The organism is Arthrobacter sp. 05T420 (assembly GCF_056396305.1).
Genome location: NZ_JBFTLG010000025.1, coordinates 12,805 through 32,936, shown reverse-complemented (window position 1 = coordinate 32,936; position 20,132 = coordinate 12,805). Strand labels below are relative to the sequence as shown.

At 65.3% G+C, this 20,132-nt stretch carries 26 protein-coding genes and 1 pseudogene; 13 read left to right on the top strand and 14 right to left on the bottom strand.

The window, feature by feature from the left end:
* Window positions 1-101: 101 nt before the first annotated feature.
* Window positions 102-869, top strand: a complete 768-nt coding sequence (locus tag AC1DEM_RS20305; protein ID WP_476886087.1) for a hypothetical protein — start codon at window positions 102-104, stop codon at window positions 867-869.
* Window positions 870-891: 22 nt separating this feature from the next.
* Here the strand turns inward: AC1DEM_RS20305 and AC1DEM_RS20300 are convergent, their stop codons facing one another.
* On the bottom strand, window positions 892-1,461 hold the full coding sequence (locus AC1DEM_RS20300; RefSeq protein WP_476886086.1) for a hypothetical protein: 570 nt from the start codon (window positions 1,459-1,461) through the stop codon (window positions 892-894).
* Window positions 1,462-1,635: 174 nt separating this feature from the next.
* Window positions 1,636-1,794 (bottom strand): HNH endonuclease, encoded by a 159-nt coding sequence (locus AC1DEM_RS20295; protein ID WP_476886101.1) that lies wholly within the window; start codon window positions 1,792-1,794, stop codon window positions 1,636-1,638.
* Between AC1DEM_RS20295 and AC1DEM_RS20290 the strand changes: the two genes are divergently transcribed.
* Both AC1DEM_RS20290 and AC1DEM_RS20285 read left to right on the top strand, forming a co-directional pair.
* On the top strand, window positions 1,741-1,911 hold the full coding sequence (locus tag AC1DEM_RS20290; protein WP_476886103.1) for a hypothetical protein: 171 nt from the start codon (window positions 1,741-1,743) through the stop codon (window positions 1,909-1,911). The genes AC1DEM_RS20295 and AC1DEM_RS20290 overlap by 54 nt on opposite strands.
* A gap of 14 nt (window positions 1,912-1,925) precedes the next feature.
* Window positions 1,926-2,051 (top strand): annotated as a pseudogene (locus tag AC1DEM_RS20285) (VOC family protein); the annotation flags it as partial.
* Between the two features lie 46 nt (window positions 2,052-2,097).
* Here AC1DEM_RS20285 and AC1DEM_RS20280 read toward each other — a convergent pair.
* On the bottom strand, window positions 2,098-2,571 hold the full coding sequence (locus tag AC1DEM_RS20280; protein WP_476886085.1) for a BBE domain-containing protein: 474 nt from the start codon (window positions 2,569-2,571) through the stop codon (window positions 2,098-2,100).
* A gap of 828 nt (window positions 2,572-3,399) precedes the next feature.
* On the opposite strand from AC1DEM_RS20280, the gene AC1DEM_RS20275 reads away from it, so the two are divergent.
* Window positions 3,400-4,302, top strand: coding sequence for an amidohydrolase family protein (locus AC1DEM_RS20275; protein ID WP_476886084.1), 903 nt, complete (start codon window positions 3,400-3,402; stop codon window positions 4,300-4,302).
* A 249-nt stretch (window positions 4,303-4,551) separates the two neighbouring features.
* Here AC1DEM_RS20275 and AC1DEM_RS20270 read toward each other — a convergent pair whose 3' ends face one another.
* Window positions 4,552-4,947, bottom strand: a complete 396-nt coding sequence (locus AC1DEM_RS20270) for a winged helix-turn-helix transcriptional regulator (protein WP_476886083.1) — start codon at window positions 4,945-4,947, stop codon at window positions 4,552-4,554.
* A gap of 98 nt (window positions 4,948-5,045) precedes the next feature.
* Between AC1DEM_RS20270 and AC1DEM_RS20265 the strand changes: the two genes are divergently transcribed.
* Window positions 5,046-5,909: an SDR family oxidoreductase gene (locus AC1DEM_RS20265; RefSeq protein WP_476886082.1), complete on the top strand. Its 864-nt coding sequence runs from the start codon at window positions 5,046-5,048 to the stop codon at window positions 5,907-5,909.
* 142 nt (window positions 5,910-6,051) lie between these two features.
* Here AC1DEM_RS20265 and AC1DEM_RS20260 read toward each other — a convergent pair whose 3' ends face one another.
* On the bottom strand, window positions 6,052-6,798 hold the full coding sequence (locus AC1DEM_RS20260; RefSeq protein WP_476886081.1) for a haloacid dehalogenase type II: 747 nt from the start codon (window positions 6,796-6,798) through the stop codon (window positions 6,052-6,054).
* A 44-nt stretch (window positions 6,799-6,842) separates the two neighbouring features.
* Here AC1DEM_RS20260 and AC1DEM_RS20255 point away from each other — a divergent pair, with 44 nt between their 5' ends.
* Window positions 6,843-7,463: a flavin reductase family protein gene (locus AC1DEM_RS20255; protein WP_476886080.1), complete on the top strand. Its 621-nt coding sequence runs from the start codon at window positions 6,843-6,845 to the stop codon at window positions 7,461-7,463.
* 84 nt (window positions 7,464-7,547) lie between these two features.
* Here the strand turns inward: AC1DEM_RS20255 and AC1DEM_RS20250 are convergent, their stop codons facing one another.
* Window positions 7,548-8,939 carry an SLC13 family permease gene (locus AC1DEM_RS20250; protein ID WP_476886079.1) on the bottom strand — a complete coding sequence of 464 codons (1,392 nt, stop codon included), beginning with the start codon at window positions 8,937-8,939 and terminating at the stop codon, window positions 7,548-7,550.
* Window positions 8,940-8,951: 12 nt separating this feature from the next.
* Window positions 8,952-9,770 (bottom strand): maleate cis-trans isomerase family protein, encoded by an 819-nt coding sequence (locus AC1DEM_RS20245; protein ID WP_476886078.1) that lies wholly within the window; start codon window positions 9,768-9,770, stop codon window positions 8,952-8,954.
* Between the two features lie 176 nt (window positions 9,771-9,946).
* Here AC1DEM_RS20245 and AC1DEM_RS20240 point away from each other — a divergent pair, with 176 nt between their 5' ends.
* The gene (locus AC1DEM_RS20240; RefSeq protein WP_476886077.1) at window positions 9,947-10,732 is read left to right on the top strand and encodes an IclR family transcriptional regulator; all 786 of its coding nucleotides are present in this window, start codon (window positions 9,947-9,949) and stop codon (window positions 10,730-10,732) included.
* A gap of 295 nt (window positions 10,733-11,027) precedes the next feature.
* On the opposite strand, the gene AC1DEM_RS20235 is transcribed toward AC1DEM_RS20240, so the two are convergent.
* Window positions 11,028-11,306: a hypothetical protein gene (locus AC1DEM_RS20235; protein WP_476886076.1), complete on the bottom strand. Its 279-nt coding sequence runs from the start codon at window positions 11,304-11,306 to the stop codon at window positions 11,028-11,030.
* A 115-nt stretch (window positions 11,307-11,421) separates the two neighbouring features.
* Window positions 11,422-12,720 (bottom strand): flavin-containing monooxygenase, encoded by a 1,299-nt coding sequence (locus AC1DEM_RS20230; RefSeq protein ID WP_476886075.1) that lies wholly within the window; start codon window positions 12,718-12,720, stop codon window positions 11,422-11,424.
* A 434-nt stretch (window positions 12,721-13,154) separates the two neighbouring features.
* Here AC1DEM_RS20230 and AC1DEM_RS20225 point away from each other — a divergent pair, with 434 nt between their 5' ends.
* The 3 genes from AC1DEM_RS20225 (at window position 13,155) to AC1DEM_RS20215 (ending at window position 14,380) form a co-directional block, all read left to right on the top strand.
* Complete coding sequence (locus tag AC1DEM_RS20225) at window positions 13,155-13,652, top strand: hypothetical protein (protein WP_476886074.1); 498 nt, start codon at window positions 13,155-13,157, stop codon at window positions 13,650-13,652.
* A gap of 201 nt (window positions 13,653-13,853) precedes the next feature.
* A complete protein-coding gene (locus AC1DEM_RS20220) occupies window positions 13,854-14,057 on the top strand; it encodes an antitoxin MazE family protein (RefSeq protein WP_091564276.1) in 204 nt (67 codons plus the stop codon).
* Window positions 14,054-14,380, top strand: coding sequence for a type II toxin-antitoxin system PemK/MazF family toxin (locus AC1DEM_RS20215; protein ID WP_476886073.1), 327 nt, complete (start codon window positions 14,054-14,056; stop codon window positions 14,378-14,380). The genes AC1DEM_RS20220 and AC1DEM_RS20215 overlap by 4 nt, the downstream gene beginning before the upstream one ends.
* 5 nt (window positions 14,381-14,385) lie before the next feature.
* Here the strand turns inward: AC1DEM_RS20215 and AC1DEM_RS20210 are convergent, their stop codons facing one another.
* Window positions 14,386-14,583, bottom strand: coding sequence for a Wadjet anti-phage system protein JetD domain-containing protein (locus tag AC1DEM_RS20210; protein ID WP_476886072.1), 198 nt, complete (start codon window positions 14,581-14,583; stop codon window positions 14,386-14,388).
* Window positions 14,576-14,722 carry a hypothetical protein gene (locus AC1DEM_RS20205; protein ID WP_476886071.1) on the bottom strand — a complete coding sequence of 49 codons (147 nt, stop codon included), beginning with the start codon at window positions 14,720-14,722 and terminating at the stop codon, window positions 14,576-14,578. The genes AC1DEM_RS20210 and AC1DEM_RS20205 overlap by 8 nt, the downstream gene beginning before the upstream one ends.
* Window positions 14,723-15,121: 399 nt before the next feature.
* Here AC1DEM_RS20205 and AC1DEM_RS20200 point away from each other — a divergent pair, with 399 nt between their 5' ends.
* Window positions 15,122-15,859 (top strand): hypothetical protein, encoded by a 738-nt coding sequence (locus AC1DEM_RS20200; protein WP_476886070.1) that lies wholly within the window; start codon window positions 15,122-15,124, stop codon window positions 15,857-15,859.
* Here the strand turns inward: AC1DEM_RS20200 and AC1DEM_RS20195 are convergent.
* Window positions 15,856-16,248 (bottom strand): TfoX/Sxy family protein, encoded by a 393-nt coding sequence (locus AC1DEM_RS20195; protein ID WP_476886069.1) that lies wholly within the window; start codon window positions 16,246-16,248, stop codon window positions 15,856-15,858. The two genes, AC1DEM_RS20200 and AC1DEM_RS20195, sit on opposite strands and share 4 nt — an antisense overlap.
* Before the next feature lie 322 nt (window positions 16,249-16,570).
* On the opposite strand from AC1DEM_RS20195, the gene AC1DEM_RS20190 reads away from it, so the two are divergent.
* Both AC1DEM_RS20190 and AC1DEM_RS20185 read left to right on the top strand, forming a co-directional pair.
* Complete coding sequence (locus AC1DEM_RS20190; RefSeq protein WP_011690916.1) at window positions 16,571-16,774, top strand: cold-shock protein; 204 nt, start codon at window positions 16,571-16,573, stop codon at window positions 16,772-16,774.
* A 156-nt stretch (window positions 16,775-16,930) separates the two neighbouring features.
* Window positions 16,931-18,565 (top strand): alkaline phosphatase D family protein, encoded by a 1,635-nt coding sequence (locus tag AC1DEM_RS20185; protein ID WP_476886068.1) that lies wholly within the window; start codon window positions 16,931-16,933, stop codon window positions 18,563-18,565.
* Window positions 18,566-18,605: 40 nt separating this feature from the next.
* On the opposite strand, the gene AC1DEM_RS20180 is transcribed toward AC1DEM_RS20185, so the two are convergent.
* The gene (locus AC1DEM_RS20180; RefSeq protein ID WP_476886067.1) at window positions 18,606-19,763 is read right to left on the bottom strand and encodes a DUF6226 family protein; all 1,158 of its coding nucleotides are present in this window, start codon (window positions 19,761-19,763) and stop codon (window positions 18,606-18,608) included.
* 109 nt (window positions 19,764-19,872) lie between these two features.
* The gene (locus tag AC1DEM_RS20175) at window positions 19,873-20,055 is read right to left on the bottom strand and encodes a PspC domain-containing protein (protein WP_476886066.1); all 183 of its coding nucleotides are present in this window, start codon (window positions 20,053-20,055) and stop codon (window positions 19,873-19,875) included.
* Window positions 20,056-20,132: the final 77 nt, after the last annotated feature.

Below are 20,132 nucleotides of genomic sequence, written 5' to 3'. Positions count from 1 at the left end.
TGCGGGACAATGGAAGTCCCGACCACGAAAGCGGGCCACCTTGATTTGTCTTCAGCAGGATGCCGACGGCTTCACGCGGCTGAACCAATGCGGCTGACCCCATGGGACTGAGCGGGGCCGGCGGCGCCGGCCATCTCGATCCGCTGCTGTATCCGTGGGACCCGCCCGTGGCCTCGGGGGTCATGGACGGAAATGAATTCCGGCTCCTTGAGCTTTCAGCCGGACTGGATGAGGCCCTCGCGCAGGCCAGCGCGGCACCGCTGGAAGCCCGTTCCCTGGTGGTCTCCATCGGCTCGAACTCAAGCGCCGACGTGATGCGGCGGAAATTCGCCAACTACCACCAGCCTGTCAGCACGGTCCTGCCGCTGGTCCGGGGGCAGCTCCACAACATCGCCGTTGGCCACTCCGCCCACGTGAGCAAGGCCGGCTACATCGCCGCCGCCCCGTATCCAATGCTGGGAGAGTGCACAGCGGTCTGGCTGTCGTGGCTGGACGATGTCCAACTGATGGCCCTCGACGAAACCGAGCCCAACTACCGGCGGATCCAGCTCGACGGCGACGCCTGCCCGCTCATGACGGACCACGGGGAACGGCCGGAGGAGTTTTCGCTGTTCACCTCGCGCTGGGGCGTGCTGACCGACGGCGACGGCGGGAAGCTTCCCTTCCTCGACCAGCCTGCCCTCTTCGGGCTCCTCGCCGGCAGCGGCACCGGGGACCTCTTGGAGGAGGGGAAGTCAGTGTTCGACGGGGCCCCGGAGCTTGTTGCCGAGCGACTCGCGATGCCCTCGGTCCAGGCCTGGGCCAGGGAATGGTTCAGTTCGGCCGGCCTCGCCGCACTAGCGGACTTCGACGGGCTTTACGCGGAGTAGCCACCCCTTTGGAACGTCGCCTTCACCGGGCGGCGGTGTTCTGTGGATTGTTCTCCGCGATGTGATGCGCAATGTATTCGGCGTCGCGGCCCACGCCCGCCACGATGGACGAGCCGTGCCCGGTCAGCCGCGGCAACCCGACGGCGTACAAGCCCGGGTGTTCGGTGGCGCCGCGGGAGTGCCGGGGGTAGTTCCATTCGTCCAGCACCGGGATGTCCAGGATGCTGAAGTCCAGCCGGTAGCCCGTGGCCCACAGGACCGACGTGACGTTGGCGGCCTCGAGGTTCAGCCGCGCCGGCTCCGAGGGAAGCCAGTCGTCCTTGCGCGGCGGTTCCGGCTCCGGCGCCGCCATGCCGGTGGCGGCAATATAGCTGTCGAACATCGGTTTCATCCGCTGGTAGAACGCCGTCTCCACCAGGCCCAGGCGTTCCGGAAGGTCATCGCTGTAGATGAGGTCGCCGTCGTCGGCTGCTTCCAGATGGCCGTGCAGCCGGACGCCGCGGCGGCCGAGGTCCCGCAGGTGGATGTCGTGGCCGCCGCCGGCGCCGGACACGCAGGCGAACCGTGCCGCGGGGGAGGGCAGCTGCCCCACGGTGAGGCAGTTCGGGGTCGGGGCCGAACTGTGCGAGCTGCATCAATCAAGAGAGCAGGTGCATGGACTGGCGCCTCCGCACAGGGCAGCTCAGGCTAGGCGTCGCCGCTCGCCGACGTTGACGGAACCGTCGGGCGCAACGTACTCCCGCCGTCGTCGTTCTATCCTTGCTTGCTAACCGGGCGACGGGATCCTGGCGCCTTTCGTCCGGTTGCACCTGGCGCAGGCGGCGACGAAGTTCTGCAGGGTGGTGGATCCGCCCTTGGACCATGGAAAGAAGTGGTCACCATGCTCCGCGGGCCGGGAGCACCGACGCCCGAGTCCGGCCTCCATCTCGCACTGACCGCCGGCCCGCGCCATGCCCTCCCTGCGCTGCTGGCGATTAAAACGGCGGACCGGATCCCGCCGCCGGACGTCCCGGCCGTGAACAACCGCCGCGACAATGAATAGAACAAGGATCAACAGCCGCGAGGCACGGATGCCACCCGCTACGTAGCGTCGCGACGTACGCGGACCTCTGCAAGCTGACCTACGTCCGCGGTCCCAGCGGCATCCTCGTGATGCTCGCCGAGGAGCTGAAGAAGAACTGACCGCCGCGTCGGCGCACGACGAGCACGCGTCAGGTTGTATGAAGTGTCAGCCTGCGGGCTTGATGTTTTGGTTGATGTGGAAGAGGTTGCCGGGATCGTATTTGGACTTGACTTTGGCGAGGCGGGCGTAGTTCCCCGCGTAGGTGTCCTCGATGTGTGACTGGTCGTCGGCGTCGAGGAAGTTCACGTAGCCCGCACCGGATCCGAGGGGCTGGAGCTCGGCATAGTAGTCGCGCACCCACTTCCTATTGGCCTCATTGTGGGCCGGATCCTCCCAATGGCAGGCAATGTCCACTGCGAAGTCGGCGTCGCGGTACGGGAACGCGGTCTCGTCCCGTCCGACCCGCTGGACGGCACCGTTAATCGGATAGAAGTGGTTGGCCGTTTGGACGCTCGGAATGGCCTCGCCGAACTTCGCAGCGACACGGACGACGTCGTCGGTCAGGCGGGGCAGGAATGCGGACTTCCAGTAGGCCTGCAGGCCCTTGGGATACATGGGGTCGAAGAGTGTGTTGAGCACCGTGTAGGGAAGGGGACCCAGGAAGGAGCCGGCGACGGGCGCAACGTCAAGGAACGGCTGCCATTGACGCTCCCCTTCGTCGTGGGGCCTGCCCAGCCGCCCACCACCACCACCACGGGCTTCCCGTGATACTCCTCAGGCAGGGAGGGGACTGGCGGTCCCTGGTGGAAGCCCAGGAACACCCCCATTTCTTCCGGTGCGGTGGCGATGTAATCCCGGTAGAGCCCTGCCACCGCCTCGGCGTGCTCCAGAAGGTAGATGATCACTCCACCGTAGAGAACATCCACGGGGTGAAGGTTGAACTCAAAGGAAGTCACGACGCCGAAGTTGCCGGTCGGCGGTCAATAACCTGATGCGCGGCTCCCGCCTTGTCCGTTCGTCATGGGCGCGGAACTATCGCCCGGCGCTTGAGAGGCCGGGTGCCGGGCGGGCCGTTGCCTGGGCCGACCCCTAGCAAGGACAGGACCAGCCGCTGCTTGAGGGTGGGACTTGCTGTGCCGCTGTCATCCAGACTCGCGGCCATTTAGACTTTCAATCTATGGCGCCTCGCCAGCTACAGCCAGGGCATCGACCACGAGTTGAATGTCTGCCGTGGCGGTTTTCTAGCGGGCGTTGCAACACTCAATGAAAATTGGAGTTGCGACGACCGTGTGGTCTTTGACGTCAGAACGACGAACCAGCAGGAAAACAACGCGGGAGCAAAAGTACGAGTTTTTCTCGGTTCTGGATAGGGTCGGGAGTGTGGCCAGAGCTGCCGAGTCGCTGGGCTTGAGCCGGTACACGTGCCGGAAATGGTGCTGATGAGATGTGGAACGCAGGAGGTTCATCTTGGCTGTAGCACTTGCACCGCGGTCAGACGCGGAGGTCCGCCCGTACCTCGACTCGCTGGGCTTGCCGGGGATCATTGATCTGCATGTGCACTTCATGCCTTCCCGGGTGCTGGAGAAGGTGTGGGCGTTCTTTGACCGCGTTGCGGACAGCGGGGCTCCCGCGTGGCCCATCGCCTACCGGGACTCCGAAGAGGAACGGGTGCGAACGCTGCGGGATATCGGAGTGAAGGCATTCACCACGCTGAACTATGCGCACCGGCCCGGCATGGCGCAGTGGCTCAACGACTACTCGACGGCGTTCGCCTCGCGCCATGCTGACGCCATCCACTCTGCCACTTTCTACCCAGAGCCGGGTGTGGAAACCGTCGTCGCGGACAGCTTGAAACAGGGCGCCCGAATCTTCAAGGTACACATCCAGGTGGGAGGGTTCTCACCCTTGGACCCTCAGCTTGCACCCGCCTGGGAGCTCATCCAGGACTCCGGTACGCCGGTCGTCATCCACTGCGGCAGCGGTCCGCACCCCGGGGAATTCACCGGACCTGAACCCGTGCGCGAACTCGTCAAGAGGTACCCCTCCTTGGTGCTCATCATCGCGCACGCAGGCCTGCCGGAGTACCAGGAGTATGCCGAGCTTGCCGCAAACAATCCTCACGTCTACCTGGACACCACGATGGTTGGCACCTCTTACATGGAACAGGTCGCCCCGATCCCGCCCGGTTACCTGGACACCCTTGCCGGGCTGTCCCACAAAGTTGTCTTGGGCACGGATTTCCCGTCGATTCCCTACTCCTACAGCCACCAGATTCAGGTACTCGAAGGCTGGGGACTCGGAAGCCAATGGATGAAAAATGTCCTCTGGCACACCCCGCAGACACTCCTGGGGCTGGACCGGCTGCCTTAGCCACGCCTGTCTTTGCAGGCGTCCAGCATCACCTCCATCCGCTGCCCGAACCCTGACTCCGCCTGCGCCAGAGGGGCCGGGAGGTCGCCGCTGAAGGCGAGGACGCCGTCGTCCTATCTTCCCCGGTGCTGCGCTGCGCCCGGACGCCCCGGCGGCTCACGTTCCGCGGGGGATGCTGTGGCCGCCCGTCGTTGCCCGCTTCTTCACGCGGGTACTGGCTCGCTGAGGCGCCCGCTGATGCGTGTTAAGTTAGTCGGTGCGCTGCCCGTTGATGATGTCGTCAGCGTTTTCGAAGGCCCAGGCCACCAGCGGAACCAGCAGGGCGCTCAACTCATAGCCGCGCTCCGTGAGGCTGTAGTCCACCCGCGGCGGAATGACCGGCTGGGCTTTCCGGCTTACCAGGCCATCGCGCTCAAGGGTCTTCAGTGTCTGGGCCAGCATTTTCTCGCTGACACCCTCGGCGCGGCGTCGCAATTCGCTCCAGCGCTGCCCGCCCTCGGATAAGGCGAGCAGAATCAGTACGCCCCACTTACTGGTGATGTGGTCGAGCAGGGTGCGGCTGGGGCACCCGGCCGGGAACACGCCGTCGGCAAGAGCGGCGGGGAGGCGCATGGCGCGGGCAGGATCAGCCGTACTAACTTCCATGCCAGTACCTTACCTCAAAGTGCGTACTCTCTTTCGGGAAGTAAGTTGAAGAACCCCTTGTTGTGATCGGTGATAGACCACCATCGAAAGGAAAATCCATGAGCATCGTCATCACCGGCGCAACCGGCCAGCTGGGCCGCCATGTAGTCGAGGCCCTGCTGGAGCGCAACGTTCCTGCGGCGGACATCGTGGCCACGGGGCGCTCCACCGAAAAGCTCGCGGACTTCGCCGCGCGCGGCGTCCAGGTCAAGGCCATGGACTACACCGATCCCGCCTCCGTGGCGGAGGCGTTGAAGGGGGCCCAGAAGGTGCTCCTCATTTCCGGCAGCGAGGTGGGGCAGCGGGTGGAGCAGCACCGAACTGTCATCGCGGCCGCGAAGGCAGAAGGTGTCGAACTGCTCGCCTACACGAGCATCGCCAACGCGGACACCACCACGATGAAGCTGGCAGTGGAGCACCAGGAAACCGAGACCATCCTGCGGGAAGCGGGCGTTCCTTTCGTTCTGCTTCGCAATAGCTGGTACCTGGAGAACTACACCGATCAGCTGCCCGGCACGCTCGCGCAGGGTGGGATCGCCGGAAGCGCAGGGGAGGGCCGGGTCAGCGCAGCTTCCCGCGCTGACTACGCCCACGCCGCAGCTGCTGTGCTGGTAGCCGGGGACCAGGCCGGCAAAATCTATGAGCTGGGCGGCGATGAACCGTTCACCATGGCTGAACTCGCGGCGGAGATTAGCGCCGCCACCGGCAGGGAAATCTCCTATCAGGACCTCCCCGCGCAGGAGTACGCCGGAATGCTGGCGGGCGTTGGAGTGCCGGAGGCCTTCGCCGACATCCTCGCCGACTCTGACCTGGGGATTGCCCGGGGTAACCTCCTGGTCAGCACCGGAGACCTGCGCACGCTGATCGGACGCCCCGCCACTTCCCTGGCCGAAGCTGTCCGCTCAGCAGCTGCCTCGGCCTGACCGGCAGCCGAGGGTCGCGGCCTGCTTGCCCCGACCTCAGGTGGGCCTCCTGGTTGCCCGGCCTCCTGGTTGCCCGGCCGTTCCCCGGCCGGTCCCCGGCCGGGCAACCAGGGCTTGGTGCCGGTGACTCCGGACGGGCAGCTCAGGCCCCGAGCTCGTGAGCCAGTTCGGTGATGCTCGACGCCGAGAGGTCCCAATCGCTCGCCGGCGTCAGATCCGCGACCTGGCCCGGGCCGTATTCGGTGGGGCGGGCGATGAACGCCGTCGCCAGCCCGGCCTCGCGGGCGGCACGCAGGTCGTTGTTGTGGGCGGCCGCGAGCATCACCTCACCGGGCGTGAGGTCCAGGAACTCCGCAGTCCGAAGGTAGGCCGCCGGCAGCGGCTTGTACGTGCGCGTCATGTCCGAGCCGATGATCACGTCCCACGGAAGCCCGGCGTCTCTGGCCATGTCCAACAGCAGCGAGGTGTTGCCATTGGAGAGGGGACCCACGATGTAGCCGCGGCGGACGGCAGTCAGGCCTTCCACGCTGTCCGGCCATGGGGGCAGACGGTGCCAAGATGTGTTCAACTCTTCCAGGAATCTTGCGTCCAGCCGGTCCGGCTCGAAGCCGTGGTGGCGGAGCACCTGGTCCAGGTTTTCGCGGTGGAGTGTGTCCAGGGTGGCGAATTCGCGGGAGCCGGAGCGGATGGCCTCCATTGCCGGCTGGTAGAGGGCGCGCCAGTCATCGGCGAATGCCTCGGCGTCGAGATGCTGCCCGTGTGTCGCGGCGAAGGCTGCCGCCTGCCGGGCGACGCCGGTACGCCAGTCCACCACTGTGCCGAAGGTGTCGAAGAGGACGGCGCGTATCCCGCACCCGGTTGACGGTGAACGGTATGGCTGGATCGTCATATCTTGTTTCCTTCCCAATGTTTCCTGCCCGATAGTCTGGCAGTATGCGCACTGATTTCGATCCCGCTGCCACGTCCGCCCGCGATTTCTACCGGCTGCTCACCGCGGTGGTGGTGCCCCGGCCCATCGCTTGGGTATCGAGTGTTTCCCCGGAGGGCGTTGACAACCTTGCCCCGCACTCGTTTTTCACCGTGGCTTCCACAAATCCGCCCATCGTGCAGTTCACCTCGGTGGGGGAGAAGGATTCACTCCGCAACATCACCGAGTCCAGAGAGTTCGTGGTGAACCTCGCCCCGGCCGCGCTGCTGGAAGAGGTCAACGCCACCGGCACCAATTTTCCGCCCGAGGTCAGTGAGTTTGACGCCGCCGGCGTCACGCGGGAGCCGAGCCTCACCGTGGGGGCGCCGCGGGTCAAGGAATCGCTGGCGGTGCTCGAATGCCGCCTGCACTCGGTCCTGCCGATGGGAGACTCCATCCTGGTCTTCGGCGAAGTGACGCACGCTGCCGTGAGCGACGCGGTTTTGGACGGCAACCACCCTCGGATTGACCTGCTGGAGCCGCTGACCCGGCTGGGCCTGGACGAGTGGGGCACGCTGGGCACCATCCAAGAACTCAAACGGATCCGGCTCAAGGACTGGCCGGGGCCTTTCCGCCCGAAGGCCTAAACCGGCGGAAGCCAGGGGCACGTTAATAAAGGGAAAGGGATGCCCTGCGTGCAGGACATCCCTTTCCCTCCCGATGTACGGTGATCAGCCGAGGCCGAGCTGGACGAACACGAACCACACGAGGAGCGGCACCACACCGATCATCGCGATGGCCCAGAGCAGCAGCGCCCGGAAGAACATCCGCTCGTCTTTGGGCTGCGCGCTCGCCATCAGCAGGGCGCCGCTGGTGGACATCGGGCTCACGTCTACTACCGAGGAGCTGATGGCGATGGCCGTCACTACTCCGATGGGAGTGAGCAGCGGATCCATGGCGATGGGTGCGACCACCGGGCTGATGACGCCGAGAGTGCCGGTGGTGGAGGCAAAGGCCGAGACTATGGCCACCACATAGCTGGTGATCAGGGCGGCAAGGGAGCTGTTGCCCAGGCCGGCGATGCCTTCCTGCAGATGCTTCAGCGCGCCCATCTTTTCGAGCATGCCTACGTAGGTGACGATGCCGGTCACCAGAATGATCGCAGACCACGGCATGCTTTCCACCGCCGGCTTCTGCACGCCCGAGTCCAGGACGATCAGCACCGTGGCAATGATCAGCGAAGCAACTCCGACGTCCAGGCCCAGGACAGTGGTAAGCACCAGCAGAGCGGCGATGCCCACCAAGGTGAGGATCCGCATCGGCGTCGCGGCTACCTTCTCGGGGCCGGTCCTGGTGGTGCTTGCGGCAGCCACAGAAGTGGGCGCCTGGGCGGTGAGCACAGCTGTTCCGGACCCGGACGGACCTGACGCGCTGCTTCCAGCGGGAGCGGCAGCGCCGCCGTCGTGCTTTGCATCCCCAGCCTCACCGGCCTGGTGGCCTGCCTCGGCGTTGGCCAGGCGGCGCTTCATGATGGCCTGGACCAGGACGTAGGCAATCGCGGCCAGGATGGCATTGAAGACGAAGCAGTAAGCGTAAAGCTTGAAGGAACCGTCCGCGGCCCCGGCGCCCTCCAGCATCTTGTTGGCCAGCACCCCGAAGGGGTTGACCGGGGAGAAGGCTCCGGCGTTGGCGCCCTGGACGATGACCAGGCCCATGGCCAAGGTGCTGATGCCGAACCGCATGCCCAGCGCCAGGCCCACCGGCGCCACGATGGCGATGGCGGCGGGAGTGAATGCGCCGGCCGACGCCAGACCAGCCGTCAGCAGGAACATCAGGATGGGGACCAGAATCTTCCGGTCGCCGGCGAGTCGTTCAGCCCAGTAGGCCAGCAGGTCGATGGTGCCGTTGATCCGCACAATGGCGAAGAGCAGCGTGGCGCCCACCAGGATGAAGAACAGCCCGGCGGGGAACTGGCCGATGACGTCCTTGATGGACATGCCGGCCAGGAGGGTTCCGACGCCGAACGCGGCGACAGTGGCAAGCAGGCCGGCGTTGATCTTGGTGAAGGAACCGATGGCAAAGGCCGCCACCAGGACCAGGAACGCGATAAGTGACAGGGACATGGTGCCGGCCGCCTACGTGTTCGCCGGCGTGAGGACGCCGGCGCCGGACAGCAGGCTGCCGGCTCCGGTGATGGCGGGCTGGTGGCCGAGAGCCTTAAGGATCTCGTACGTGGTGGCGGTGGCGGCGGTGATGACCGGCAGTCCGAGCTCGTCCTCCACTGCCTGGACCGCAGCCAGCGACGGCATCTGGACGCAGGCGGAAAGCACGACGGCGTCCGCGCCTTCGCGCTGCAGGCTGCGGGCAAGGGCGGGCAGGTTCTGCGGATCAAGGCAGCCGACCTCGAGGTTGTCCGCCACCTCGAGGCTGATGGCCTCCAGTACGGTGATGCCGGAGCCCTCGATGTAGTCCACCACCATCTTGGTGAGCGGCTTCATGTAGGGGGTGATCATAGCCACCTTAAGCGCCCCGATTTCCTGCAGGGTGCGGACCAGGGCGCCGGCGCTGCTGGTGACAGGGGCAGGGTGCCCGTTGCCGGCGGCCGCGTCAGCGATGACTTTCTCCGAGCCCTCATGGGCTCCCGGACCCTGGGCCATGACGGCGACCAGGCAGGCGTAGGCGATGACGTCCACATCGGCGTCGGAGACTGCCTCGGCGCAGCCAGCTGCCTTACCCACCATGGCCAGCAGCTCTTCCCGGGTGACCTTCTTCATGCCGGCGCGGGCGGAGTGGAAGGTGTAGCTGTGTCCGGTTGCCTCGGCCTGGCGCCGGAACAGCTCGGGCAGCTCCGTCTCCATAGTGGTGTTGGAGCTGGGGACGATCAATCCAACCCTGGAGGAGCCCGGGCGCTTGGGCTCCTGAGCGGTTTCGCAGGTGGTTTCGGGGATGCTCATGGTTTCTCCACGTCGTTGTGCTTAGGGGGCTTCGGGAAAAAACCCACTAGGTGGGTTCGGCTCCCATGATGTGGGTCACGCGAGTAGGATGTCAAATGGGTCACGTTACGGTGCCCACTTCCGACTTACTAGGCTGGAGGCTGCTAGCGGAAAAGTAATGAAGGGACGTTGAAACTGTGGCGACGGAGACGGGCGCCGGGGCATCACCCCTGCTTGTGCTGCATAAGGTGGCGGAGATCCTGGACTGTTTTTCGGTCGAGGCTCCGGAACCGACATTGCAGCAGATCATCCGGAAGACGGGCCTGCCGTCCAGCACCTGCCAGCGGCTTGTGCAAAACATGCTGCGGGAGGGGTTTCTGGACCGCGACGGCGACCGGTACCGGATCGGCATCGGTCTGGTCCGCTGGGCTACCCCGGGAACGTTCGGGCTGGACGTGGTCCGGCTGGTGAAGCCTGTCTTGCAGCAACTGCGCGACGAGACCGGTGAAACTGCCTGCCTGTATGTCCGGGACGGTGCGTTCCGGACCATAGTTGCCGTAGCGGAGACGCGCCACGTGGTGATGCGGCCGTTCATGGTGGGCATGGTTATGCCCCTGCATGCGGGAGCCCCGGGCAAGATTTTCTTGGCGTTCGACCCCGAGTCGTGGGGCGCCCTGGACGAACACGGACTGGACCGCTTTACCCCCGACACGCCGGCCTCTTTGGAGCTGCTCCGGCAGCAGGCGGCGGTGGCGCGGGAGCACGGATATTATGCGGCTTTCGGGGAACGGAACGAAGACGTGGGTTCCATCAGCGCACCCGTGTTCGACCACGCGGGGCGGCTCGCCTGCGCAGTAGGCCTGGGATTCCCGACCCAGCGGATTGGGCCCGCCGACGTGGAGCGGCTGGGGCCCTTGGTAGCCCGCGCGGGCCTGGAAGCAAGCCGCGCGCTTGGGTATGACGGCAGTCAACCAGCAGGTTGATGTCGGTTACCGGTCAGCACTTCGCGGACGAGCCCGGTAGGCACATCTGGGCGCCGCGCCGCCGGCGTAGATGCCGGGAAGTCCGCAGCCGGGCGCTGGTTCACCTGATGATAGCGACGGCTACAGACCCGACCGCCGCTTTAGCGCCCACCCCACCGGATCAACTCCGGCTCGAGGCGAACCCAAGTTCCTCATGCGTCCCGGCAGAGTGCCTAGCAACCACGCTCGCCTCAGCATTTAGCATCCGAAGACAGCCTTGGACGCTGTGGGTTCGCTGCCATACAACTGCGATGCTTCACCAGCGTCGATGGCCCTCGACTACACGGAGCCCAACTACCGGCGGATCCAGCTCGACGGCGACACCTGCCCGCTGGTGGCGGACCACGGCGGCCGCCCGGAGGAGTATTCGCTGTTCACCTCGCGCTGGCGCGTGCTGACCGACGGCGACGGCGGGAAGCTTCCCTTCCTGGACCAGCCTGCCCTCTTCGGGCTCCTCGCCGGCCGCGGCACCGGGGACCGCCTGGCGGAGGGGAGGGCCGTGTTCGGCGGGCCGCCGGAGCTCGTTGCCGAGCAACTCTTGATCCCCTCGGTCCAGGGATGGGCCAGGGAATGGTTCAGCTCGGCCGGCCTCGCCGCGCCAGTGGACTTACGGGCCTGGCGCGGGGTAGCCACCCTTCTGGAACGCGCCGTCACCGGGCGGCGGCGTCCTTCCCAATGTTCGCCGCGATGTGTTGCGCGATGTATTCGGCATCGCGGCCCACGCCCGCCACGATGGACGAGCCGTGCCCGGTCAGCCACGGCAGCCCGACGGCGTACAAGCCCGGGTGTTCGGTGACGCCGCGGTGGTGCCGGGGGTAGTTCCATTCGTCCAGTACCGGGATGTCCAGGATGCTGAAGTCCAGCCGGTAGCCCGTGGCCCAGAGGACCGAGGTGACGTTGGCGGCTTCGAGGTTCAGCCGCGCCGGCTCCGAGGGAAGCCAGTCGTCCTTGCGCGGCGGCTCCGGTTCCGGTGCGGACATGCCGGTGGCGGCAATATAGCTGTCGAACATCGGCTTCATCCGCTGGTAGAACGCCGCCTCCACCAGGGCCAGGCGTTCCGGAATGTCATCGCTGAAGACGAGGTCGCCGTCGTCGGCTGCTTCCAGATGGCCGTGCAGCCGGACGCCGCGGCGGCCGAGGTCCCGCAGGTGGATGTCGTGGCCCCCGTCGGCGCCGGACACCAGCGGGTTGCAGGCGAACCTCGCCGCGGGGGAGGGCAGCTGCCCCACGGTGAGGCCGTTCAGTCCGTAGTCGGGGCCGAATTCTGCGAGCTGCATCATCCAATAGAGGAGGTCCTGTCCGCGGTACCGGCGCGGTGCTTCCGGGCACGTGGATACCGCCAGGTGGATTTCGCGGCCGACGGCGAGCAGTTCCTCGGCGATCTGGCCGCCGGACTGGCCGGTGCCCACGATGAGCACGGCACCGTCCGGCAGTTGGCCCGGGTTGCGGTAGCTGTCGGTGTGAAGTTGCAGGATGTGGCCGGGCAGTTGCGCCGACAAGGCAGGGATTTTCAGCCTCTGGTAGCCGCCGGTGGCGAGCACCAGGTTCCTGGCCCGCCATTCGCCCTGGGTTGTGGCCACGCTGAAGCCGCCGCCCTCCGCGGGCGCGATACGCGTGACATCCGCACCCGTTCGGACAGGAGCGTCGATGCGCTCCGCATAGTGCCGGAAATGCTCGATGAGGTCATCTCGCAGCATGAATGCTTCCGGGGCGGGGCCGTCATACGGCATGCCGGGCAGCGCGAGCGAGAAGTTCGGCGTGTTCAGGCAAAATGCGTCCCACCGGTCCTGCCACGCCCCGCCCAGCGTTTCGCGCCGTTCCAGCAACTGATGTTCGACGCCTTGTTGGGTGAGCCAATAGCTGGTGGCCAGACCGGCCTGCCCGGCCCCGACGATCAGGGTGTTGACGCTGTGCGGAGCCGCGTGTCGGGCGGCCGTCGGGGTCTCCATGGTTCTTCTCCCGTAGCCAAGATGCAGGGCTGGCTTTGTTGGCAGGATATGCCCGCAGCATCGCCACGTACAGGTGCCCGACGACGGCGCGGGGTCGCTCCGCTGCGGGCGGCAACCGTCGCAAACCTTGCGCCGCCACCCACGGCATCAAGCCCCTGCAACGAGAACCTCGGTGTCGGGACGATGTTGGACAAGGGCAGAAGCTGTCACGACAAGTACGACTAGACATGGCGCCCTTAGCCTTGCCGAACTTTCGAACACCGGGGTACGCTCTGATGCCTCGGCCGTGTTCGGCCTGCAAATTGTACGCAGCCCACTCTGGGGGGTGGCAGTCAGGGCATGACCCGTACGGTTATCGGCGCGCGTTCTCCTCCGATGCTTGGTGGCGCGCCATCAATGAAGAAGCCCAGCTTCTTACTCGATGGAGAAAAATCATGAACAAGACGATGCGGCGCCTTGCGCCTGCTGCGATGCTTACGGCCCTGATGCTCGCGGGAGCACAACCGGCTTCCGCCGCCGACTTTCCGACCTCCGACCCCGTTCCTGGCTGCCCAGGGTTTGACATCACCGTGAGCGGCACCAAAGGCGACCAGAGGGTGAAGGTGACCCGGGAGAAGAACGGTTTCATACGCACGGTTGCAGGCGGGAACGGCTTCATCCTGACCTTTACCAACGTGAAAACAGGCAAGGCCATCACGGTGCCCACGAACGGATCCGTGACACACACATTGGCGCCGAAGCCCCCCGCCACCGGAACGACCACGTTCACCCTGACGGGTCAAAATGTGTTTATTTTCTTCCCGACAGATACGGGTGGTGCCCGCACGATTCTCTACACCGGTAGGGCTGTGATCACGAACGACGCGAACGGAAAGTCCACATTCCAAAGCGCCTCAGGAAAGCAGAGGAATCTGTGCGACTCCCTGGCCTAGGGCGTTTAACTGCTCTGTACGCCTGAAGACGGGGATGACCAGCAAGCTCAAGGCGTTTTGCTCCGACGTGGTCGCCTCCTCGGAGTGATAGGGGTTGTGGTTGCAGGCTGCCGCCGCACTGGTGGCAGCCTGCAACTGCGACAGGCAGGGCGACGGCAAATACCGCGGGCCCCTGGGTGGTGTTACATGTAACATTGACTCATGAGCGTCAGAGATCGTGTAGCACGGCACCGAGCTGCCATGCGGGAGCGGGGCTTCCGGCAGATTCAGATGTGGGTTCCGGATACGCGGACAGAGGAGTTTAGGCGTGAGGCCCGGCGGCAAGCGCTGGCAGTCGCGGCCTCCGACCATGCCAGCGACGACCAAGATTTCATCGAACAGATTGCGGAAGACTGGCCGGAGTGAATCGCGGTGAGCTGTGGACGGTTTCGGGGGGAACATATGCGCAGAAGCCCATGCCAGCACTCATCATCCAGGATGACCTGTTTGCGGCCTCGGAGTCAGTCACCCTTCTGCCGCTAACGACTCACTTGACGGATGCCTCGCTGCTGAGGCTGGCCGTTGACCCCGGGCAGCTCACCGGCTTGAAGCAACCCAGCCAGATCATGGTGGACAAGCTCACAACAGTGCGGCGCGCCAACCTCGGGCAGCGGATAGGCAGAATCGATTCCAAGACCATGGCTGCCGTTGAGCAGGCCCTTGCCGTCTTTCTTGGGCTGGGGCATTGATTGGTTCAGCCACGAAGCCGTTCCAGAGCCCAGTCCCAGCGGATCAGTTCCTGTTCGAGGCGGACGGCTGGTCCGTAGTTGTCATTGCCAAGCGCCTGGTACAGCGCGGCTTCGTCGGTGGTCAACCGGGTCAGTGCAGCCCTCGACGGCGACGGCTCCCTGCCCCAGGCATCCCGGTGGGCGAGGAACGTTGCCTCATCCATCAGCACGCTGGCCACGGGCCTGGCGCGGAAACTTGTCCTCGCCGTAGGCATCCCGCAGGCCGAACAGCACATCGTCCAGGCTGTCGATGAGCTGCTGGCGGCCAAGGTTGCGCTGGTTGGGGCCGGTGAAGGCGGCCATGAAAAAAAGACGGCGAGCGGCCCGTTCTGTGCGCGCAGCAGAGACCAGCCTGCATGGCTTTCACGCAGGGCGTTGATTGCGTAGTAGTCCATCCGGTCCTCGTGGTGTCGCCCGTCTCACATCCTCTGTTCACTCTAGAGGGAGCCGCGGACATTTTCTGTGGAGGAGAAGTCACCACGACCCGAAACGGGCGCCGGCAGATGAGACGGAACGTACCTTCGCTGGCGCCACGGCAGGCGGTGCTCGTCCAATCGCGGTGTTAGCCGAGGGTGTTCTGGTTCAGGGCGGACTGCCCTATCTTTTCCTATGGCCATGGGCAAGTCTTTTTCGTATGGCCATGGGCAGCAACGGCGCTCTGACCCCGACAGGAATTTCTACTCAGAAGGAGTGGGAACGGTCATGAATCGGCGAACCAAAATTTTCTTTGGTGTGATCGCCTTGGTGCTGGTTGTCGGCGGGGTGACATTGTTTGTCTTCGACAACGCAAGCAAGAGCAAGGCCGCGGACTACAACCCGCAGATCAACCCAGCAGATTTCACCACTGAAATCACCAACAAGTACTTCGCCCTCCCGGTCGGCAAAAAACTGACGTACGAGACCATGCAGCACGGAAAAGTCACCGAGAGGATCGAGATCGAAATCCTGCCGGAGACCGTGAACATAGCGGGTGTTGAGACTGTGGTCTATCTGGATAAGGAGTACAAGAACGGGCAGCTGGTAGAGGAAACCCGGGATTACCTGGCGCAACACAAAAACGGCGACGTCTGGTATTTCGGCGAGGACGTGGACAACTACCTAAATGGGATATTGGTGCACCACGCAGGTAGCTTTCGCCATGGAAAGGACGGGGCTAAAGCCGGCATCTGGATGAAGGCGGAGCAGCGGCCTGGCGACTCCTACAGGCAGGAATTTTACGTTGGTCACGCGGAAGACATGCGGGACACCGTAGCTACCGGCGAGACCGTCTCCACCAAGTCCGGCACCTACACCGATTGCGTCAAGGTCTACGACTGGACGCCGCTGGAAAAGAACTCTCGGGAGTATAAGTATCACTGCCCCCAGATCGGTGCGCTGGCCCTTACCGAGGACCTGGAAACCGGCAGCCGGTCAGAACTCGTGAACGTTGTCCTGCCCTAGCCTTCTACCTTTTTCGGCCGGGGCTTAGAAACCTTCGGCTCCTTGGGCGGCAGTCCGGCCACATACGAATAAGCCTTCTCCACCCAGGCCTTGGCCCGCGCCTCATCGCCGGAGCCCTCGGCGTTCCAGACCTCCGGCAGTCCGGTGTAGCCACCCATGGGGCGCTCCGGCGGCCCGAACGGAACGGTCCGCTCGCTGCCTTCCAGTAGCTCCTTGTCCGCCTCGGCCAGCTTCACGCCGATGGTGGGGCCGAAGAGGCCGGCGAACATGTTCCCGTGCACGAACGCCCCGAGGTTTCCGAACATCGGCTTGATGACCACCTCGGGATGGTCCGGGAGCACCGAGCGGAAGTGCTCCTTGTCGGCGTCGGACGCTTTCGGCATTTCCATGGGTCTTCCTCCGGTAACTGACGGGCACGGACTGGTCTTCCTGCAGGATATGCCTGCGGCCGGGCGCGGCCCAGGCGAGGCGCGCGGACGGCCGGCGCGGTGCCGGGCGGACGGCCGCGGACGATGGCTCGACGGGGCCGTGGTAAATCGTGTCCGGAATCTCCTGTATGGTTGATCCTGTTGTTGTGTTTATGCAGTTCGTAGTTCAGGCAGTACGCATGGTCGAAAGCCCATGTTCTTCTGAAGCAGCGGTTTTGAGCACCCCAAACAGGAGGACCCGAAAGTCGGGACAGTTCCTCCACCTTCACGAAGGACAAAAATAATGGCTACTGGTACCGTCAAATGGTTTAACGCTGAAAAGGGCTTCGGCTTCATTTCCCCCGATGACTCCTCACAGGACGTTTTCGCACACTACTCTGCGATCAACTCCTCCGGCTTCCGCTCCCTCGAAGAGAACCAGAAGGTCTCCTTCGAAACCGAGCAGGGCCCCAAGGGTCCCCAGGCCACCAACATCCAGGCTATCTAATTTCCTTTTAGATACCCGGGACCGTTAGGTTTCGAGCAGGGCCCGTCTTCGGACGGGCCCTGCTTTTTGTTTAAGTCCTCAGATTATCTCGTTGCCATCGGACGGTGTTAACGCCCCCGTCCCCGCCGGTTCACCCGGGCCGTCAAGGCTGGCTGCATGACTTCCTTCACCCGCCGCAATGTCCTCAAAGGTGCCCTCGCCGCCACGGCCGCAGCCGCCGTCGTGCCCGCTCAGGCAAGCGCAGCCCAAGCAAGCGCCCGGCCCTCCGCCATCCCGCTGGTCCGGAACCGCCTGACCCTTCCGTCCGGCATCGCCACTGGCGACGTCACCAGCGGCTCCGGCGTGCTGTGGTCCCGCGCGTCGGGCCCGGGACGGCTGGTGGCGAGCCTGCTTGCGGTCGACGACGGCGGGTCCCCGCTCCGCGGCGGCCGCGCCTTCCAGCGCGTGCTGCGGGGGAGCGCCGCCATGGCGGACACGGACTTCACCGCCCGGATCGACGCCGACCTCCTGCCCGCCGGGACACGCTTCGCCGTCAGCATGTACTTCGAGGACGCCGAAGGCAACGCCGGCGAAACCGTGCAGGGCTCCTTCAGCACCGCCCCCGGCAGGGGCCTGCTCAGCAGCGGGCGCCACTCCCGCGGCCAGAGCTTCGTCTGGTCGGGAGACACCGCCGGCCAGGGCTGGGGCATCAACGAGGACATCGGTGGCATGCGCGGCTACGCTGCCATGCACGCCACCCGGCCGGACTTCTTCATCCACTCCGGCGATACCATTTACGCCGACGGGCCCATCACCGCCCAAGTCACCGAGCCGGACGGGCAGATCTGGCGCAACCTCGTCACCGAGGAGGTCGCCAAGGTGGCCGAGACGCTCAACGAGTACCGTGGCCGGCACCGCTACAACATGATGGACAAGAACGTCCGGGCGCTCTACGCCGAGGTGCCCGTGATTGCGCAATGGGACGACCACGAAACCCACAACAACTGGTACCCGGGCCAGATCCTCACCGACAGCCGCTACACCGAACGCCGCGTGGACGTCCTCGCCGCCCGCGGCCGCCGGGCCTGGCAGGAATACCAGCCCATCGCCGGCCTCGGCAACCGCTTCACCGCGCGCAGCACCGGCTTCGAACCCGCCCGCATTTACCGCAAGATTGCCCGCGGACCGCAGCTGGACATCTTCTGCCTGGACATGCGCAGCTTCAAGGACCCCAACACGGACGGCAAGGAACCGCAGCTGATGCACATCCTCGGCCAGGAACAGGCCGACTGGCTGATCAAGGAGGTCAGCAAGTCCAAGGCCACCTGGAAGGTCATCGCCAACGACCTGCCGCTCGGTGTGGTCGTCCCGGACGGGCCCGTCAACCAGGAATCGCTGTCCAACCGCGACGCCGGCGCCCCCTTGGGCAAGGAACTCGAGATCGCCGGAGTACTTTCCGCGTTCAAGCGCAATCGTGTTAAAAACGTTGTCTGGCTCACGGCCGACGTGCACTACTGCGCCGCCCACCATTACGCGCCCGAGCGGGCGGCCTTCACCGACTTCGACCCCTTCTGGGAATTCGTGGCCGGGCCCATCAACGCCGGCACTTTCGGGCCCAACGCCCTGGACGGCACCTTCGGACCCGAGGTCGCCTTCTTCAAGGCCGGCGCCTACGCCAACGAATCCCCGCGCAGCGGCGAAAGCCAGTACTTCGGCCACGTGGACCTGGGCGAGGACGACCTCTTCACCGTGAGCCTCCGCAACGCCAACGGCACAGTGCTTTGGAGCAAGGAACTGCAGCCGGAGCGGTGACGCGCTTTTTGGTCCGCTGGCGCGCTACCGCCGTCGACGGTCAGCTCCCGCGCAGCGGCCACGGACCCCATGGGCCGGTTACATCCCGAAGCCGGGTCTCTGCGTCGTGGAGTCGGGCGGCGGCGACAGGGCCGGGTTCGCCACTCCCGCTTTCCGAGCCGGAGCCGTCGAACGCGGTGAGTGCGTATTCGCTCCACCGCCGGCTGCCCACCGGGTAGCGTTCGGCGTATCCCCCGGCCGCGACCGAGAGCACCAGCCGCTCCATCCGGTCCGCCGTTGTCTCAGCCGTTTCGTCGCATGCGTCGCAGCCGCACACGGGAAACGGGAAGTCGTGCAGCACGCCGGCGTGGACCACGACGCCCGGATAGCCGGTCAGCACAAACGTCAGTGCCGCCGCTCCGGAACGCCGCGGGGTGACCCGGACCGCGTGCAGCACGTCCCGGACGTCGATCAGCAGGTCCCTGGCATGGGCCGGATCCTCATGGACCTCGACGTCGTACGCGGTAGCCAGATGGTCCATCAGGGCATGCGCGACGACGTGAAGTCCGGCGAAACGCTCGGGGTGGCTGTCCACGCTGTAGGAATCAGGATCGGGCCCCTCAGCGCCCCACTGCCGGCCGTAGGGAATGGGTTCCCCGTCCGCAGAGTAGTAGGTGGTCGTCGGCAGGTTCGGCCGGACATAGCGGGGCTGTCCTGCCGTCGGTGGTACTGGGACGGGCTGCACGGCTGGGGACGCATCCACTTCCTCCCGGGCCCAGTCCAAAAGCGCGGAAACGAACCCGCGCAATGATTCCTCGTCCGCGCTGCGCACAGCCACCAGCAGACGGTCGACGTCGAACTGCCGGTGCCGGTTTCCCACCGTGGGAGATGCGCCTTCGTAGGCTGTCCACTGCGCGTCCGGTCGCAGGCGCGCGATGGCGTTCCCGGCGAAGACGGCTGCCGCGGCACTGAGCGTGCTGTCGTTTTCAAAGTAAGAGCCGAACGTGCGCAGGAAAGCAATGAGCCGCGCAGGATCCGAGGCCAGTTCTTCGGCCCGGACTCCGCGGCCGGTGCAAAATTCGATGAACGGGGCGTAGCCTCCGACGTGCCCGACCTTGGCCGGTTCGCCCGCCGCAGGTTGATACCGGGCCCTGCCCCGGGGCATTGGCTCCGGCAATCCGGACGGTTGCCCTTCGAACAAGTCCTCGGTTGGCCCCATACCGCGATCCTAGGGTACAGGGCAGCGGCCATGGATGGGTTACTCAATTCCAGTGATGACAGCTGGGCTCAGTGCGGCAGTCCTGCGCTGTGCTGAAGTCGTGCTCGGGCTAATCGTCCTGGGGAATGATGATCCACAGCGCGATATAGACGAACTCGCCCACGCCGAAAAGGCCGAAAAACATGAACCCGACGCGGACGAACGCCCGCGGGACCTCGAAGCGGTCGGCGAGGGCAGCACACACTCCGGCGAAGACCTTGCCACGCCGGGGACGAACCAGGGTTGCTGCCATTTCGTCACCCTAGCACCGGGTGTCCGTCCCGTCAGCAGGAATCTTCGCCTCCGCCCAGCGGTGACACGGAGACGCCA